Origin of the sequence: Bradyrhizobium sp. 482_C4_N1_8 (assembly GCF_052075965.1) — a bacterium.
Taxonomy (GTDB): Bacteria; Pseudomonadota; Alphaproteobacteria; order Rhizobiales; family Xanthobacteraceae; genus Bradyrhizobium; species Bradyrhizobium barranii.
In genome coordinates, this window is the sequence record NZ_CP197231.1 from 8061682 (window position 1) to 8078311 (window position 16630).

Here is a 16630-nt window from a genome sequence, read left to right on the forward strand (position 1 = left end):
GAGCAAAAGCCGTTTTGTTTGGTAAACGTATCAGCCGTTTCGATTCACCACGTCGCGAGCGAGGGTGCAATTTGGCGATCAGCGTTTATTTTCCATGAACGCCGCAGGCCCATGGTTAATCGCTTCTTTTCGCGCCGTCGCGTGCGGCCGCGCAACAGTTCCCGCTGTGAACCTCGTGTTAAATTGCTTCTGTCTACAAAGACGCGTGAGTGAGGTGGGGGGAGTTCCTGATGGCTATTCACCGCAAACGTTTTCGTGTCGAGGAGGCTATTGTCGGCGAGATGCCCAGCCCCGAAATGATTGAGGAGGCTGCGCCGATGCATAACGAGATCATGGCGGAGCTGCGTGCGATCCGCGCACAGATGGCGAAGGGCACCGTGCCCTTGTCCGGCAGCGCGGCCATGGCGGCGATCGACGCTTCCACCGCCCACGAGCTCTCCGAAGCTCGTACCATGCTCGATACTTACCGGGCGCAGATCGAGCAGTGCGAGAAGCTGAAGGTCGAGCTCGACCTCATCCACGACGCCATCGACCGCACCAAGCGCGAGATCGCGACGCTGCACGGCAAGAGCTTCGACGGCGGCGAGATGGCCAAGGTCAATGGCGAGCTCGGCGCGGTCGTCGGCGGCACCGAGCAGGCGACCCAGCAGATCCTCGAAGCCGCCGAATCGATCGACCAGGCGGCCAGCGCGATGTCCAAGGTGCAATCGGCCGACCAGCAGAAGCGGCTCGCCGACGACATCCAGGAACGCGTCATCTCGATCTTCGAAGCCTGCAACTTCCAGGACCTGACCGGCCAGCGCATCAGCAAGGTCATGACCACGATGAAGTTCATCGAGCAGCACATCAATGCGATGATGGAGATCTGGGGCGGCGTCGACGCGATCAAGGCCCATGTGCCCGCGCCGGCCGACACCCGCAGCGACGACGAAAAGCTCCTCAACGGCCCCAAGCTCGCCGGCGACGTCGGCCACGCCTCGCAGGACGACATCGACGCGCTGTTCGACTGATCGGGCGCGGCATTACGGAAAAACAAAACGCCGGCGAGAGCCGGCGTTTTTGTTTTTGGGGCCATCCCCTCCACTGTCATCGCCCGGCCTTGACCGGGCGATCCAGTATTCCAGAGGCGGCGGTGATTGAGCCGAGAGGCCGCGGCGTACTGGATGCCCCGGTCAAGCCGGGGCATGACGAAGGAGAAACTACGCCCTTGGCGCGCAGCGGACGTAGACCATGTTGCCGTAGCGGGTGGCGGCGTCCTTGTCGATGAAGCGGGTGATCAGGACGCGGCCGTCGAAGGAGACGATCTCGCGGTCCTGCTCGCCGGGGGTGGGACCCGCCGGGCCGATGTAGTTCTTGCCGCTGGGCGAGCCCTTCAGCCGCAGCTCCTGCGGCGTCGCCTGGTCGGCGAGATGCATGATCACGCCGCCGGAGGAACCGGCGGTGATCACGTAGGGATTCTTGCACTGCGCCCGGGCCGCGGCCTCGGTGCGGGCGCGGTCGGCCGGGTTCTGGAACGAGGCGAGACCCCAGCGGCCGACGATCTCGTCGGCGCGGATGCTCGCCGGCATTTCCGGGCCGGTGCCGGGCTCAGCCTCGGGCGGCGGCGAAGACGACGAGAACGACGGCAGGCTCATACCGCCGCCGCAGGCGCCAAGCAGCAGCGCCAGGCAGGAGGCGGCCGCCAGATTGGCAACCGTGCGTGCGTGAGCTGACCTGATCATGACATTCCCCCGAGCAAACCGTCCCCCAAATGAGACCCCGACCGCATCCCTCCTGCAGCCAAGCGCAAAACCGCTGTCGGAGCAATGACGTCCTTTATACGCCAGCGCGACCAATAAGTTTCTCTAGACACGATCCTATATCCGCCTCACCAATCGCTTAACCACCCTTGCTTGACAGGATCGCGGCCAAGCCATATTTCCGGGCGCACTATTAGCACTCGGAAAGCCCGATTGCTAAGCGCGCCGTTCGATCCTCGGCAAGAGGGTGGACGGACGCCGCCCCTACCCACTTCCATTCCTTCCGAAGCGAGCCTCCAAAGGGAAACGTCATGGCTAAATCCAAATTTCGTCCGCTGCATGACCGTGTCGTGGTCAAACGTATCGACGCCGAGGAAAAGACCAAGGGCGGCATCATCATTCCGGACACCGCCAAGGAAAAGCCGTCCCAGGGCGAGGTCGTCGCCGTCGGCCCCGGCGGCCGCGACGAGGCCGGCAAGCTGATCCCGATCGACCTCAAGGTCGGCGACCGCGTGCTGTTCGGCAAGTGGTCGGGCACCGAGGTCAAGATCGACAACGAAGAGCTCCTGATCATGAAGGAGTCGGACATCATGGGCGTCATGGCCTAAGGCCGTCAGCCTGAACAGCCGCTGAATGTCATGCCCGGATCGCGCGATCCGGGCATTCGGTCATTCCGCAAGCGGCAAACACATCACGAAACACGAGGGATTGAAGAAATGGCTGCCAAAGACGTCAAGTTTTCCGGAGACGCGCGCGATCGCATGCTGCGCGGCGTCGACATTCTCGCCAACGCCGTCAAGGTGACGCTCGGTCCGAAGGGCCGCAACGTCGTCATCGAGAAGAGCTTCGGCGCGCCCCGCATCACCAAGGACGGCGTCACCGTCGCCAAGGAGATCGAGCTCGAGGACAAGTTCGAGAACATGGGCGCCCAGATGCTGCGTGAGGTCGCCTCCAAGACCAACGACCTCGCCGGCGACGGCACCACCACCGCGACCGTGCTGGCCCAGGCCATCGTGCGCGAAGGCGCCAAGGCGGTTGCCGCCGGCATGAACCCGATGGACCTCAAGCGCGGCATCGACATCGCGGTTGCAGCGGTGATCAAGGACATTGAAAAGCGCGCCAAGCCGGTCGCCGCCTCCTCCGAGGTCGCCCAGGTCGGCACCATCTCGGCCAACGGCGATGCCGCCATCGGCAAGATGATCGCCCAGGCGATGCAGAAGGTCGGCAACGAGGGCGTCATCACCGTCGAGGAGAACAAGTCACTCGACACCGAGGTCGACATCGTCGAGGGCATGAAGTTCGACCGCGGCTATCTGTCGCCCTACTTCGTCACCAACGCCGAGAAGATGACCGCCGAGCTCGAGGACGCCTACATCCTCCTGCACGAGAAGAAGCTGTCCGGCCTGCAGGCCATGCTGCCGGTGCTGGAAGCCGTGGTGCAGTCGGGCAAGCCGCTCGTCATCATCGCCGAGGACGTCGAGGGCGAGGCGCTGGCCACCCTGGTCGTCAACCGCCTGCGTGGCGGCCTGAAGGTCGCCGCCGTCAAGGCGCCGGGCTTCGGCGACCGCCGCAAGGCCATGCTCGAGGACCTCGCGATCCTCACCGGCGGCCAGCTCATCTCCGAGGACCTCGGCATGAAGCTCGAGAACGTCACGGTGAAGATGCTCGGTCGCGCCGGCAAGGTCGTGATCGACAAGGAGAACACCACGATCGTCAAGGGCGCCGGCAAGAAGCCGGAGATCGAGGCCCGCGTCGGCCAGATCAAGGCCCAGATCGAGGAGACCACCTCGGACTACGACCGTGAGAAGCTCCAGGAGCGCCTCGCCAAGCTCGCCGGCGGCGTCGCGGTGATCCGCGTCGGCGGCGCGACCGAGATCGAGGTCAAGGAGAAGAAGGACCGCGTCGAGGACGCGCTCAACGCCACCCGCGCCGCGGTGCAGGAAGGCATCGTCCCCGGCGGCGGCGTCGCGCTGCTGCGCGCCAAGAAGGCGGTGGGCCGTCTCACCAACGCCAATGCCGACGTCCAGGCCGGCATCAACATCGTGCTGAAGGCGCTGGAAGCCCCGATCCGCCAGATCTCCGAGAACGCGGGCGTGGAAGGCTCGATCGTGGTCGGCAAGATCCTGGAGAACAAGTCCGAGACCTTCGGCTTCGACGCCCAGAACGAGGACTATGTCGACATGGTCGAGAAGGGCATCATCGATCCCGCCAAGGTGGTCCGCACCGCACTGCAGGACGCCTCGTCCGTGGCCGGCCTGCTGGTGACCACCGAGGCCATGGTCGCCGAAACGCCGAAGAAGGAAGCTCCGCCCGCCATGCCGGGCGGCGGCGGCATGGGCGGCTTCTAAGCCTCCGTTCCGTTACAATGTTGCGAAGGCCGCCTCCGGGCGGCCTTCTTTTTTGCCGACCCTGCCCCTTCTGCTTTCCAATTCAACCGGCGGCCAAAACCCACTACGGTGGCGCGCCGATTCGATTGCGCGAGGATTCATCGATGCGTGCGCTTCTGGTTTGTTCGACAGCCCTTTTGGCGGCCCTGCTTGCCGTCTCGCCCGATGTCGCATCGGCCCAGATGAAGCTGTCGCCGAAGGCCGCGGCGCCGGGCGGGACGGAGACCCGCTATTTCACCTCGATCGACGGCCTGATGGACGGCAATGCCGACGTGATCCTGAAGGAGACGCGGCAGGGCAAGACGGTGACGGCGGCCGTGCTCGACGTCTGCTATCCCGTCGCAAAGAATTCCGACCGCAAGGACCGCTTCGTCGTCAATCTCCAGGTCGCGGGCCAGAACCTGACGGGCACGACGCAGAGCCTCGGCGAGAAGGCGCCCGTCACCGTCAAGCTGCTGCGCAAACAGTCCGGCGACACGTTCGAGTTCCGCGGCCAGATCGCGATCGGCCAGGCCGTGACCGAGGTCACCTCGCCCGACAATTCCGATCTCAGCGAGAAGGAATTTCAGGACAACCAGACCTCCGACGACGGCATCACGCCGCAGCCGAAGGATTTCACCGACGTCTCTCCGGAAGCGATCGCGGTCAAGGTCAAGCTGGATGCGGCGACCGAGTTCCTGAAGAGCCTGAAGGGCCAGGACGTCGAGGTGACGCTGGCGAGCCTGACCGTCGGCTGCGACGCGCTGCGTGCCGGCGAGCAGACCATCAACATGTCGGTCGATCCGGAACGCGCCGGCGCGCTGCTGGCGAAGTTCAAGGCGATGCCCGGCGTCACCGCGGCGGGCTGGACCGCGGGCATGACCGAGATGGACCGCACCATCCGCTTTCCCGCAGCCGACTGGCGCGACGGCGACAAGATCAGCCGTGACAAGCTCGCCTCAGCCGTCGCCGGCGTGATGAGCCGGACGCTTGCGGCAAAGCAGGTCTCGCACAGCTTCAACCCGGCCACCGGCAAGCTCAAGCTCGTCTTCAAGCGACCGAACCAGGATTTTCCGGCACTCGAGCTCACCGACACGATCGAGGTTGCAGGCCTCATCTCGCCCGACAAGCCCGGCACGACCGACAAACTGATGCTTTGGATCGGCAGCCCCTCGACCACGACCGCCGATGAGAGCAGCGGCGCCAAGCTCAATCTCTCGGACGACGCTTCGGCCGACGAGGAAGGCGATCAGCCCGACGACAACGGCTCGATCGAGGCCCTCGCGAAAGAGCTGAAAGGCCAGCGCTGGGACGCCGACAAGTCGGTGTGGAAGTAGGCTCTCGTGCCCCGGACGCAGCGCAGCACGTCAGTGATGCGCTGCTGAGCCGGGGCCCAGAGGCCGCAAGCGAAGTCGCCGATCGAGTCTGGGTCCCGGCTCTGCGCAGCAGCGTTGCACGCTGCAGCGCGTCCGGGACACGAGACCTAATTCCCCGTCGTGCGAAAGCGCAGCGGCTTGGGACCGATCAGTGTCAGTACGTCGCCCTGACGCTTCCAGGTCTCGACGCTGCTGAGCGACGCGACGAGTTCGTCGTCGGCCTGCGCCCTGGCCGGCGGACAGGAACGGTCCTGGATCTGGCCGGGGACGAAGATCACCGTGTTGCCGGCGACCGAGAACTGGCCCTTGCCGCCCTTGCACCAGAGCTCCAGCACGACTTCGCCATTGTCGCCGATCTCGATGTTCGGAATCCGCTTCGATCCCGGCTGCGGCAGGGCCTCCAGCGTCATCTCGGTACCGAACGGAAAACCGTCCTCTGCACGCGCCAGCGTGGACATCGCGAGCATTGCAACCGCCAAACACGCCATCTGCTTTAGCGAAACCATGAGACCTCTCGACCGACCTGATTTGCGGCACCTTCTATAAGACGGCGGCGCCGTTGAGAAGGTTCGCGGAGGCTAAAGCGCGATGAGATTGGGACGAATCGTCATCGTGCTTCAGCTTGTTGTTTGAGCATGATTTTTTCGGAAAACCGCTTCGCACTTTTCCGGATCATGCTTTAGATGCAAAAATCCCCGCAAGGCGGCGAAGCCCTGCGGGGATTTGCGTTGAAGCGTGGCGTGGTCTGCTACTTCAGCACCATCGCCGTGAACGGCCAGACATAGGCCTGCAACGTCACGAACAGGCCGACCAGAGAGGCCAGCACGATCGAGTGCCAGAACACGAAGCGCAGGATCGTGCCCTCATGGCCGTACCAGTTGGTGGCAGTGGAGGCGACGACGATCGATTGCGCGTCGATCATCTTGCCCATCACGCCGCCGGACGAGTTGGCCGCGGCCATCAGGATCGGCGACAGGCCGAGTTGCTCGGACGTGATCTTTTGGAGATTGCCGAACAGCACGTTGGAAGCGGTGTCCGACCCCGTCAGCGCCACGCCGAGCCAGCCCAGCAGCGTGCCGAAGAAGGGATAGAGCACGCCGGTTGCGGCAAAGGCGAGGCCGAGCGTTGCGTCGACGCCGGAGAGCCGCGTCAGCGTGCCGATTGCGAGCATCGCCGAGATCGTGATCAGCGAGATCGCGCAGAGCCGTATGGTGCGGCCGTATTGGATCAGCAGCCTGCCGGGACCGACGCCCATCAGGAAGCCTGAGATGATTGCGGCGATCAACATGCCCGTGCCGGTGAACGAGAGATAGGTGAAGCCGAACACCGCGCTCTCTTTGGTCGGCCCTGGCGCGACCGGCGGCATCTTGTTGATCATCTGATGCAGCTCGGGAACGGGATAGTTCCAGGTGAAGATCGAGTTCGCCCAGGTCTTGAAGCCGCCGTTGCCCCAGACCAGCATCACGATGCAGACGATGATCCATGGCAGCAGCGCGCTGAAGAGCTCGCTCTGCGTCAGCGGCGTCTTATCGAGCGGCTTGGCCGCGGCCATCGTGGCGGCCGATTCATCGCGGCCGCGCAGCGCCGGCGACAGCCAGAGCTGCCTCGGTTGCCAGACCTTCAGGAACAGGATCAGCGCGCCCATAGAGATCAGCGACGCCCCGATGTCGACAATCCAGGGATTGATGAAGTTCGAGATCACGAATTGCGGGACCGCAAACGACACACCGGTGACGAGGATCGCCGGCCAGACATCCTTCATGCCCTTCCAACCTGCGAAGGCCCACACCACCCAGAACGGCACGATCAGAGAGAAGATCGGCAACTGCCGTCCGACCATCGCGCCGAGGATGTAGGGATCAAGCCCGGTGACCGAGGCAAGACCCTGGATCGGCGTGCCCAGCGCGCCAAAAGCGACCGGCGCGGTATTGGCGATCAGCGACAGGCCGGAGGCCGCGAGCGGCGAGAAGCCGAGCCCGATCAGCACGGCGCCCGTGATGGCGACCGGCGTGCCGAAGCCCGAGGCTCCCTCGAAGAACGCGCCGAAGGAGAACGCGATCAGCAGCAATTGCAGCCGCCGGTCCTCGGTGACGCCGCCGACCGCGCGCTTGAGCAGCTCGAAGCGCCCGGTGGTCACCGTCACCTGGTAGAGGAAGATGACGTTGAGAACGATCCAGCCGATCGGGAAGAAGCCGGTCACGATGCCGAGGATCGAGGCGCGGATCGACATGTTCGCCGGCATGGTGAACACGAAGATCGTGATCAGGTTGGCCACGATCACGGCGATGATTGCAGCAATATGGGCCTGGACGCGACCGCTCGCGATCAGGATCAGCAGCGTGACGACGGGTATTGCCGCTGCGATCGTCGACAGCACCGGACTGTGCAGCGGGTCATAGACTTGATTCCACATGGTCTTCCTCCCCCACGCCTGTTGCGGCAGGCGGCCCGCGTGGACAGCCGAGCCTGCTTGACGCTGGAAGCGATAACCCCCGAGCTGGACGCGAATTCCTCGCGAGTGCGGCGGTTCCCGTCCGCTCACAAGCCCGCGAAGTCCCGGAGGCCCCCACCCCGCGCCGTTGTACCCATGCTAGGGTTGCAAGCTGCGACAAGCCAACGCAAATTGCTGAACTTGCGACTTTAGTCTAAGCGCTTTCTGCCGTTGCCACAGCCATTTGGCCTATGGGCGTTGTGCACATCCCCTCAGGAGACAGAGCTCTGTGAAGAACATCAGCGCCACGCTCGCGATCGTCTGGCGAATCGCCGCCCCCTATTTCCGATCGGAGGACAAGTGGGTCGGCCGCGGCCTGCTCGCCGCCGTGATCGCGATCGAGCTGGCGCTGGTCGCGATCGACGTGCTGGTGAACCAGTGGCAGAACCGGTTCTACAGCGCGCTCCAGAACAGCGACTGGGACGCCTTCGTCACGCAGATCTGGATCTTCATCGGCCTCGCCTTCACGGCGATCGCGCTGGCGGTCTACAAGCTGTACCTGAACCAGTGGCTCCAGATCCGCTGGCGGCAGTGGCTCACCCAACACTATCTCCGCGAATGGCTCGACGGCTCGACGCATTACCGCATGCAGCTCAAGGGCGATGCGGCCGACAACCCGGACCAGCGCATCACCGACGACGTCAAGAACTTCGTCGAGCAGACCCTGACGATCGGACTGGGCCTGCTCTCGTCGATCGTGACGCTGTTCTCCTTCGTGATCATCCTCTGGGGCCTGTCCAACGCCGCGCCGCTGCACCTGTTCGGCACCGATCTCATGATCCCCGGCTACCTGTGCTGGGGCGCGCTGATCTACGCGATCTTCGGCACCGCGTTGACGCACTGGATCGGCGCCCCGCTGGTCAATCTCAATTTCGAGCAGCAGCGCTATGAGGCCGACTTCCGCTTCAACCTCGTCCGCGTCCGCGAGAATTCCGAGCAGATCGCGCTGCTCAAGGGCGAGGGTGCCGAACGCGGCGGTCTCTTCCGTCGCTTTGGCTTCGTGATCGGCAATTGGTACGCCATCATGAGCCGGACCAAGCGCCTCACTGCGTTCACGGCGAGCTATCAGCAGGCTGCCGTGATCTTTCCCTACGTGCTGGTGGCGCCAGCCTTCTTCGCCAAGAAGATCCAGCTCGGCGACATGATGCAGACGGCATCGGCCTTCTCGAGCGTCCAGGGTGCGCTGTCGTTCTTCGTGGTGGCCTACCGGGCGCTGGCGGAATGGCGCGCGATCGTCGCCCGTCTCGACGGCTTCGAGATGTCGGTGGCCTCGGCCGCACACCCGCCGACGCATGAGCCGACCATCGGCCTTGCACCATCTGGCAGCACGACGGCGATCGCGCTCAAGCAGCTGCTCGTGAAGCTACCGAACGGTGCGCCTCTGGTCGCAGCCGATGCCTTCACGATCCAACCGGCGGAGCGGGTCTTGGTGACCGGGCCGTCGGGCTCCGGCAAGTCGACGCTTTTCCGGGCCATCGCCGGCGTCTGGCCGTTCGGCACCGGCACCATCGCCATACCCGGGAAATCGAAGCTGATGATGCTACCGCAGCGCCCCTACTTCCCGATCGGCCCGCTAGGCGACGCGGTCATCTACCCGGCAGAACATGGCGCCGTCGCATCGGAGAAAATCCGGGACGCACTCATTGCGGTCGGCATGCCGAAGCTGGCCGAGCGACTCGACGAGGACGGTCATTGGAACAGGACGCTCTCGCTCGGCGAGCAGCAGCGCCTGGGGCTCGCGCGCGCCCTGCTGCACGTGCCGGATTATCTGTTCCTCGACGAGGCCACGGCGTCGCTGGACGAACCATCGGAAGCCCGGCTGTACCGGCTGCTGGCGGAGAAGCTGCCGCAGGCCACCATCGTCTCGATCGGCCACCGCTCGACGCTCGACGCCTTCCACACCCGCAAGGTGGCGTTGGTGAAGGACGGCGAGATCCACGTTCTCGGCAAGGACGGCGAGCCGGCCCAGGCGGAGCCGACCGTGGCGAGCTGAGGCGGCACAACCAAGCCTGAGGCTAGCCTCGACAGGACCTTCGTTGCAGCCATCCTTACGAGACGCCCGCCTCCGGCGGGCTCCTCAGGATGAGGTCTGTCTCGCGGCAAGATCCTAGACCCTCATGGTGGGGAGCGCCGCCCTTACGGCGCGTCTCGAACCAATGCAGGCCGAGCGCTCTCACAGACGACCCTACGCCCAAAGCAAAAGGGCGGCAGATTGCTCTGCCGCCCTCGTTAGGTCGTCTCGGGAAGAAACTTACTTCAGGTTGGTCATCGCCGTCAGGTCGACCGAGAGCTTGGCAACGCCGGCCGCGCTGCACCAGTTGGAGCCGAACGCCGTGCCCGCGTTCGCGCCGCCATTGATCGGCGTCACAAAACCGGGGCTGGAGTTGGTGGCCGAGAAGTCGCTGGTGAAGGCGTTGCAGTTACCCTTCGAGAGGTCGGTGTCGTAGTAGCGCAGATCGAGCGTGAACACCTTGTAGGTGAAGCCGACGCCGACGTTCCAGGTGTTGTAGCTCGGCTCCTTGATGCCGTTGGAGTACAGCGGGTCGCCGGCAATGCCGTAGAAGATGTCGGACGTGCCGAGCCACTGACGGCCGAATTCACCCGACACATACATGCCGACGCCACTGGCACCGAACGTGGTGCTCGGCGCGGTCCACTTGGCGGTGATCGAGGCGTAGTTGCCCCAGGCGCCGAGGTTCAGGAAGTTCGGCGAATAGTACTCGTTGAAGCCAACGACCCACTGATCGTTGATATTGAGATTCAGCTTGGCATAGACTTCGTAGAAGCTTGCGTCCTTCTTGGCGAAGTTGCCGTTGATCGGCAGGCCGATCGCGCCCTGCGAATTGTCGAGGCCGGTGCCGCAATTGCCCTGGGCGAGGGTGCCCTGCGAACCGAAGCAGCTTCCGCCCGGATAGAGGTAGCCCCAGATACCGAAGTCGAAGGCGAACATGCCGAAGGTCGGGCGGATACCGCCGTAGATGTCGACTTCAGCCGCGGCGCGGTTCGGGAACGAGATGCTCTCCGCGGACGCACCGACGTAGAGCTGGAGGTCCTTGTTGACGTTGTAGCGCGGCTCGAAATAGGCGGCGACCGACGGATTGTGGTTCGACTGAGTAACGCCGCGGAAGATGTAATCGCTCATGATGCCGGCGCCGAAGGCGACATCCCAGGGGTCAAAGGCGGGCGGCGGCGGGGCCTTCAGAGCCTTGACCGGCATGTCTGCCGCGAAAGCCGAACCCGTCACCATTGCCAGCGCCGTTGCCAACAAAGCCACTTTTTTCATTTCAATCCCCATCACCAGTTCCACCCAGTCGGTTTCCCGGAAGCCCCCCGGGCCGTACGACCTGACTGCAAAATTTCGTTACCGCGACAATCTGGCTGGGAGGATGCGAACCGTGAAGCAAAAATCACGAGCATCTGCCGACTTTTTAGGCGTTCTGACACTTCTACAAAAGGTTGTCCGCCTGTGTTGCTTCTTGATCACATTATTTGCATTCCAAAGTGCACAGAGCCGCCCGGATTAGTACGGGAGCCGCCGGTGCAGTGGTGCCTGTGCCACGAATCGGACTGACGTGAGAAACGACAACCAGACCGCGACCATTGCGACGATACAAAAAGGCCGCAGCGTCACCGCTGCGGCCTTACTGTTGTCGGTCGTTGTCGTCGGGATGGACCCAGCCTTTGCCCTCACCTTGGACCTGACTTTGGGCCTATCCTTGGACCCTACCTCGGGGCCTAACCTTGCCCCTCAGCCGGCGTCGGCTCCGCAGAAGACGAAGGCATCGCCCAGCTTGTCTCGGCGGCGGGCTCCGGAGCCGGAGCCGCCACCGGCGCTGAGGGCTTCGGCGCAGGAGCTGCCTTCGCCTTCTTCGGTGCCGCTTTCTTTGCGGCCTTCTTCGGTGCAGCCGGCTTGGCAGCCTTCTTGGCCGACTTCTTCGCAGCCTTCTTGGCGGCCTTCTTCGGGGCGGCCTTCCTGGCAGATTTCTTCGCAGACTTCTTGGCAGACTTTTTCGCGGACTTCTTGGCTGCCCTCTTCGCGGTCTTCTTCGCCGCTACAGCCTTCTTGGCCTTTTTGGCCTTCTTGCTTTTTTTCTTCTTCGCTTTCGCCATCGTGGTCCTCCTGTTGCCGCCGAACAATGGTCGATCGGGCGTCTTCAGCCGTCACCTCCGGACGAAGGCTAGCTCGAGGCATTCAATGCCGGCCGCGACCCGCCCGTAGCCCAATCGAGAAGCTCAATCGTGTGTACGACCGGAACTGACGTGCCACTGGCAATCTGCACCATGCAGCCGATATTGCCCGCGGCAATCATGTCCGGCTTGACGCTTGCGATGTTGGCGACCTTGCGGTCGCGCAACCGGCCCGCAAGCTCGGGCTGGAGAATGTTGTAGGTCCCCGCCGAGCCGCAACACAAATGGCTCTCCGGCACATCTTTCACCACGAATCCATTCTTGGAAAGCAATTCTTTCGGAAGGCCCGTGATTTTCTGGCCGTGCTGCAACGAACACGCGGAGTGATAGGCGACGACGATGTTGTCCTGTCGCGTAGTGGTCACGAGCTCGAGGCCGGCGACGAATTCGGTGATGTCCTTGGCGAGCGTGGACACCTGCGCCGCATCGGCGGCAAACGCCGTGTCCTCGCGCAGGAGATAGCCGTAGTCCTTGATCACCGTGCCGCAGCCGGAGGCCGTCACCAGGATGGCGTCGAGCCCCTCGCCGGCCGCTTCCTTTCGCCACGCCGCGACGTTGGCGCGGGCCCGCGCCAACGCATCCTGGTCGTTGCCCAGATGATGGGTCAGCGCGCCGCAGCACTGCTCGTCCCGGACCAGGACAACCTCAATGCCGTGGCGGGTGAGGAGGCTGATGGCGGCCTGGTTGATGCGCGGCGCCAGCACCTGCTGGGCACAGCCCTGCAGCAGCGCGACCCGGCCGCGCTTCTTGCCGAGTGCCGCGAATACGCTGCCGGGGAGCGGGCCCGGCGACGGCAGACGGTTCGGCGCCAGCGCCAGCATCGCCTTGAGGCGCTGGATCAGGCCGGGCGTCGCCGACGGCCGCGGCGTCGGCAGGAATACGGCAAGCGGACGGGCGAGCCGCGCCAGCCACATGCTGGTGCGGAAGAGCTGCGGATTCGGCAGGACAAAGGCCAGCACCTGGCGCAACAGCCGCTCGGTCAGCGGCCGCTGGTAGCGCTGCTCGATCCTGACCCGGGCCTGGTCGACGAGATGCATGTAGTTCACCCCTGAGGGACAGGTCGTCATGCAGGACAGACACGACAGGCAGCGGTCGACATGCTTGACCACCTCGGCCGTCGGGGTCTGGTCCTTCTCCAGCATCTCCTTGATCAGGTAGATGCGGCCGCGCGGGCTATCGAGCTCGTCGCCGAGCAGCACATAGGTCGGACAGGTTGCAGTGCAGAAGCCGCAATGGACGCAGGCGCGCAGGATCTTGTCGGCTTCCGCGATGTCGGGGTCGGCGAGCTGCGCCAGTGAGAATTCGGTCTTCATGCCGCAGCGCCCCGCGTCAGCCGCCCCCGGTTGAGAATGGTTTTCGGATCGAAACTGGCGCGGACCCGATCGCTCAGCGCGGCGACGCCGGGCGCCTGCGGATGGAATACGTCCACACCGCGCCTGACGTCCTCGGCCGCCCGGATCAACGTGGCGTGCCCGCCGACCGCATCCGCGCGCTGGCGCACGGCCGGGGCATGCGCGTCGGCCTTCGGCGGCAGCGCGGCCCAGATCAGGCCGCCGCCCCAATCGTAGATGATGTCGCCGCCGGTCTCGCGCGCCAGCTGGGTCCCGAGCGCCGCGCCGGAAGCCGGCGGACAGACGATCCGCCACACCGGCCAGGCCCCAACTGCACCGCCGGCCGCGAACGGCAGGACGTCGCGGATCGTGGCCCACAATGCGGCGGAGGCCACATCCTCGACCAGCGTCGCGGTTCCGAACGGCGCCAGCAATTCGCGCAGCGAGCCGGCGCGGTGCGCGGCGGACGCCGTGATGCCCTCGAGCCGCAGCACGGTCAGCGCTTCGCCCTGGCTGGCGATGTCGCCAAGCCCGTCGGTCTTCGCCCGGAACGCCGATTTCGGCAGATGCGCGGCAGCAGAGACGTCGAAGGGCGAGCCGAGCGCCGCGGTCATCGCCTTGTTGGCGGCGGCATCGTCGAGCCCGCGCAGCAGCAGCGTCCGCTCCGCTTCGGGCTTCGGCATCACCTTGAGCGTGACCTCGGTCATCACCGACAGCGTGCCCCAGGACCCCGCCAGCAGCTTGCAGAGGTCGTAGCCGGTGACGTTCTTCACCACCTTGCCGCCGGTCTTGAAGCTGTCGCCGAAACCGGAGACGGCGTGCGCCCCGAGCAGGTGATCGCGCGCCCCGCCCGCCTTGATCCGCCGCGGACCGGCGAGGCCGGCCGCGATCATGCCGCCGATGGTGCCCAACGCGGGCGTGCCGAGCAGCGGCGCCGTATTCATCGGCTCGAAGGCGAATTGCTGGTTCTTGGCATCGATCAGCGACAGCACGTCGGCCAGCGGGGCGCCGGCCTGGAGCGTGACGATCAGCTCGTTGGGTTCGTAGGAGGTGACGGCATTCAGCGCGGAGAGGTCGAGCACGGCGTTGGTCGCCATCGTGTGGCCAATGCTGCGCTTGCTGCCATGACCGATGATCTCGAGCGGCTGCTCGTTGGCAATCGCCGCGCGCACCACCTCTTCGACGTCTTTGGCGTCTCTGACCCTGAGCGTATCCACGGGAAAAGGCGGTAGCGAAATTCGCCGCCAAAATCAAATGCGGCGTGACGCTGGCGATCAGCGCCGGTGCAGTCGGGGATCCTGCACGGGCGACCACGACGCCTCGATCATGATCGAAGCGTTCACGACATCGACACTTCGACCAGCGGCGAACCAAAGCCGGCAGGCCCTCGCTACAAGCTTGCGCCGATCGCGATCGAGGCCAACCGATGGAGACAAGCATGCGATCGACACATCAGCGGCTGGTGCCGCGCGTCCACGAAGCGTTCAGCCGCAGGTCGGTGATCCGGGCCTTCGGAGCCGTCCTGGCGATCTATCTCTCGCCATGGGCGGCGGCGTCATCTCAAGCCCAGCAGCAAGGAGCAAGGACCATGAACCACTATGCCACGCAGAAATCCCTCAGCGACGCCGTCGACGGCGGCGGCCTGCTCGTCGTCGCGCAATGGGAGGCCAAGCCCGGTGAGGCCGACAAGGTCGCCGCGATCCTCGACCGCTTCCTGCCGGAGGCGCAGCGCGAGGACGGCGTCAAGCTGTTCCTGATCTCGCGCGCCAGGGACAATCCGGCCCAGTTCCTGTTCTACGAGCTGTTCCGCGACGAGGCGGCTTTCAAGGCGCATCAGGAGAGCGCACATTTCAAGACCTGGATCGCCGGCGAAGCCCTGCCGCTGCTGGCGAAGCGGGAACGGGCTCAATACGCACTCATGTAAGCACCAGCTCGTACGCCGCGGTTCGATCCGGACCGCGGCATACGACTATATGATCGCGCGCAGCGGCGATCTGCGCAGGATCAGTGCCGAGACGGCCAAGCTGCCGATCGCGGCCAACATGGTCAGCAGGAGCGCCTTCGTGAGTGCGAAGAGCGGCAGTGCGTGCAGAAGCAGGGCAAAGCCGACCAGGATCGGCGGATGGATCAGGTAGACGCCGAAGGCGTTGTCCGAGAGCCATTTGGCGACCGGCCCTTGCTCGTCGAAATAGCGGCGGTAGACGGCCAGCATCAAGAGACCCATGCCGACGCAGACCAGCGCCTCCCACAGGCACTTCCCGGCACTGACGACGTTGAAGCCGCCTGCATAGAGCGCGGTGTCCCCCTGCAGGCCTCCCCCGAACAGCACGAGCGCTGCAAACAGCGGCACAGAGAGCGACAGCGCGAGCAGTCCCCAGCGGATACAGGAGCGCTCGGCAAGCCCAAGCATCCAATTGCCGCGAGAGCCGACGGCGCCGGCCGCGAACATGAGAGCGTATTGCGGGAGATCGCCGGGGTGAACGTTGAGCACGGAGGTATCGGCGTGGATGGCGATGCGAACGCCGAAGGTGAGTGCCGCCATGGCCGCAACGAACAGAACAATCCCCGTGCCGCACAGCGCAACCTTGGGCTCCCGCCATCCGGTCTGGCGGATCAGGCCATAGAGGAGCGAGACCAACAGCAGCACCGCGCAAAACCACATCGGTCCCGTCTCGGAAAGCCATTCGCCGTCCATCAGATGGGTCAGCCATTGATGGCCGAAACCGCCCTTGCCCCAAGTCCATGACAGAAAATACTGCGTCAGTGGGCCGATCATCAACATGTAGAGCAAAGTCGGCAAGCCGAGCCTGATCAGCCGATCACGTGCAAATTTCGAAAGTCCTTTCCGATCGAAGGCGCCGACAGCGAAATAGCCGGCGATGAAGAATAGCGCGGCCATGAAGAAGGCCTGGAGGAAGCTCTGATAGATGCCGAAGAAGAGGGCCGTGCCGAAGCCGGTCTCCCGCCGGTCGACATAGTACCAATTGCCGAACGGACTGTACGTGTCGGCTGCGTGCATGCTCAGCACGAGAATGATCATCGACCAGCGGATGTTGTCGATAAACAACAGGCGCGACTTCGCCAGCGGCCTGCCCGGCGCTTCTTTCGTCACACTGATCCGAACGTCCGCCATGTCGCC

At 64.5% G+C, this 16630-nt stretch carries 14 protein-coding genes; 6 read left to right on the forward strand and 8 right to left on the reverse strand.

What is annotated here, in order from left to right; all coding sequences use genetic code 11:
- Nucleotides 1–230 precede the first annotated feature (230 nt).
- Entirely contained in the window at nt 231–1010 is a 780-nt protein-coding gene (locus AB7Z56_RS38265) for a protein phosphatase CheZ (RefSeq protein WP_063985625.1), read from the forward strand.
- Between the two features lie 189 nt (nt 1011–1199).
- Here AB7Z56_RS38265 and AB7Z56_RS38270 read toward each other — a convergent pair whose 3' ends face one another.
- Nucleotides 1200–1721: a hypothetical protein gene (locus tag AB7Z56_RS38270; RefSeq protein ID WP_063985626.1), complete on the reverse strand. Its 522-nt coding sequence runs from the start codon at nt 1719–1721 to the stop codon at nt 1200–1202.
- Nucleotides 1722–2050: 329 nt separating this feature from the next.
- Here AB7Z56_RS38270 and AB7Z56_RS38275 point away from each other — a divergent pair, with 329 nt between their 5' ends.
- The 3 genes from AB7Z56_RS38275 (at nt 2051) to AB7Z56_RS38285 (ending at nt 5442) form a co-directional block, all read left to right on the forward strand.
- Nucleotides 2051–2347 carry a co-chaperone GroES gene (locus tag AB7Z56_RS38275; RefSeq protein ID WP_014491914.1) on the forward strand — a complete coding sequence of 99 codons (297 nt, stop codon included), beginning with the start codon at nt 2051–2053 and terminating at the stop codon, nt 2345–2347.
- 108 nt (nt 2348–2455) lie between these two features.
- Nucleotides 2456–4087 carry a chaperonin GroEL gene (gene groL, locus AB7Z56_RS38280; protein WP_063985627.1) on the forward strand — a complete coding sequence of 544 codons (1632 nt, stop codon included), beginning with the start codon at nt 2456–2458 and terminating at the stop codon, nt 4085–4087.
- Between the two features lie 143 nt (nt 4088–4230).
- Nucleotides 4231–5442: a hypothetical protein gene (locus AB7Z56_RS38285; RefSeq protein ID WP_063985628.1), complete on the forward strand. Its 1212-nt coding sequence runs from the start codon at nt 4231–4233 to the stop codon at nt 5440–5442.
- Nucleotides 5443–5588: 146 nt separating this feature from the next.
- Here AB7Z56_RS38285 and AB7Z56_RS38290 read toward each other — a convergent pair whose 3' ends face one another.
- Nucleotides 5589–5987 carry an META domain-containing protein gene (locus AB7Z56_RS38290; protein WP_063985629.1) on the reverse strand — a complete coding sequence of 133 codons (399 nt, stop codon included), beginning with the start codon at nt 5985–5987 and terminating at the stop codon, nt 5589–5591.
- A 242-nt stretch (nt 5988–6229) separates the two neighbouring features.
- Nucleotides 6230–7894 carry an L-lactate permease gene (locus AB7Z56_RS38295; RefSeq protein WP_063985630.1) on the reverse strand — a complete coding sequence of 555 codons (1665 nt, stop codon included), beginning with the start codon at nt 7892–7894 and terminating at the stop codon, nt 6230–6232.
- A gap of 307 nt (nt 7895–8201) precedes the next feature.
- Here AB7Z56_RS38295 and AB7Z56_RS38300 point away from each other — a divergent pair, with 307 nt between their 5' ends.
- Nucleotides 8202–9965, forward strand: a complete 1764-nt coding sequence (locus tag AB7Z56_RS38300; RefSeq protein ID WP_063985631.1) for an ABC transporter ATP-binding protein/permease — start codon at nt 8202–8204, stop codon at nt 9963–9965.
- A gap of 258 nt (nt 9966–10223) precedes the next feature.
- On the opposite strand, the gene AB7Z56_RS38305 is transcribed toward AB7Z56_RS38300, so the two are convergent.
- The 4 genes from AB7Z56_RS38305 to AB7Z56_RS38320 all read right to left on the reverse strand — a co-directional run bounded on the left by AB7Z56_RS38305 (nt 10224) and on the right by AB7Z56_RS38320 (nt 14708).
- On the reverse strand, nt 10224–11255 hold the full coding sequence (locus AB7Z56_RS38305) for a TorF family putative porin (protein ID WP_063985632.1): 1032 nt from the start codon (nt 11253–11255) through the stop codon (nt 10224–10226).
- Between the two features lie 452 nt (nt 11256–11707).
- The gene (locus AB7Z56_RS38310; protein WP_071909499.1) at nt 11708–12082 is read right to left on the reverse strand and encodes a histone; all 375 of its coding nucleotides are present in this window, start codon (nt 12080–12082) and stop codon (nt 11708–11710) included.
- Between the two features lie 68 nt (nt 12083–12150).
- Complete coding sequence (gene glcF / locus AB7Z56_RS38315; RefSeq protein ID WP_063985634.1) at nt 12151–13473, reverse strand: glycolate oxidase subunit GlcF; 1323 nt, start codon at nt 13471–13473, stop codon at nt 12151–12153.
- Nucleotides 13470–14708, reverse strand: coding sequence for an FAD-binding protein (locus AB7Z56_RS38320; protein WP_063985635.1), 1239 nt, complete (start codon nt 14706–14708; stop codon nt 13470–13472). Before AB7Z56_RS38320 ends, glcF begins: the two co-directional genes overlap by 4 nt.
- Before the next feature lie 221 nt (nt 14709–14929).
- Here AB7Z56_RS38320 and AB7Z56_RS38325 point away from each other — a divergent pair, with 221 nt between their 5' ends.
- Nucleotides 14930–15415: a putative quinol monooxygenase gene (locus tag AB7Z56_RS38325; RefSeq protein WP_155794877.1), complete on the forward strand. Its 486-nt coding sequence runs from the start codon at nt 14930–14932 to the stop codon at nt 15413–15415.
- A gap of 45 nt (nt 15416–15460) precedes the next feature.
- Here AB7Z56_RS38325 and AB7Z56_RS38330 read toward each other — a convergent pair whose 3' ends face one another.
- Nucleotides 15461–16624 (reverse strand): acyltransferase family protein, encoded by a 1164-nt coding sequence (locus AB7Z56_RS38330; RefSeq protein WP_063985636.1) that lies wholly within the window; start codon nt 16622–16624, stop codon nt 15461–15463.
- Nucleotides 16625–16630: the final 6 nt, after the last annotated feature.

What these genes read in the sequence shown, in the direction of transcription:
- AB7Z56_RS38310 (WP_071909499.1), bottom strand. Translation starts at nt 12,082, where the DNA reads ATGGCGAAAGCGAAGAAGAAAAAAAGCAAGAAGGCCAAAAAGGCCAAG.
- AB7Z56_RS38290 (WP_063985629.1), bottom strand. Translation starts at nt 5,987, where the DNA reads ATGGTTTCGCTAAAGCAGATGGCGTGTTTGGCGGTTGCAATGCTCGCG.
- AB7Z56_RS38265 (WP_063985625.1), top strand. Translation starts at nt 231, where the DNA reads ATGGCTATTCACCGCAAACGTTTTCGTGTCGAGGAGGCTATTGTCGGC.
- AB7Z56_RS38325 (WP_155794877.1), top strand. Translation starts at nt 14,930, where the DNA reads ATGCGATCGACACATCAGCGGCTGGTGCCGCGCGTCCACGAAGCGTTC.
- AB7Z56_RS38295 (WP_063985630.1), bottom strand. Translation starts at nt 7,894, where the DNA reads ATGTGGAATCAAGTCTATGACCCGCTGCACAGTCCGGTGCTGTCGACG.
- AB7Z56_RS38330 (WP_063985636.1), bottom strand. Translation starts at nt 16,624, where the DNA reads ATGGCGGACGTTCGGATCAGTGTGACGAAAGAAGCGCCGGGCAGGCCG.
- AB7Z56_RS38275 (WP_014491914.1), top strand. Translation starts at nt 2,051, where the DNA reads ATGGCTAAATCCAAATTTCGTCCGCTGCATGACCGTGTCGTGGTCAAA.
- AB7Z56_RS38270 (WP_063985626.1), bottom strand. Translation starts at nt 1,721, where the DNA reads ATGATCAGGTCAGCTCACGCACGCACGGTTGCCAATCTGGCGGCCGCC.
- groL (WP_063985627.1), top strand. Translation starts at nt 2,456, where the DNA reads ATGGCTGCCAAAGACGTCAAGTTTTCCGGAGACGCGCGCGATCGCATG.
- AB7Z56_RS38285 (WP_063985628.1), top strand. Translation starts at nt 4,231, where the DNA reads ATGCGTGCGCTTCTGGTTTGTTCGACAGCCCTTTTGGCGGCCCTGCTT.
- glcF (WP_063985634.1), bottom strand. Translation starts at nt 13,473, where the DNA reads ATGAAGACCGAATTCTCACTGGCGCAGCTCGCCGACCCCGACATCGCG.
- AB7Z56_RS38305 (WP_063985632.1), bottom strand. Translation starts at nt 11,255, where the DNA reads ATGAAAAAAGTGGCTTTGTTGGCAACGGCGCTGGCAATGGTGACGGGT.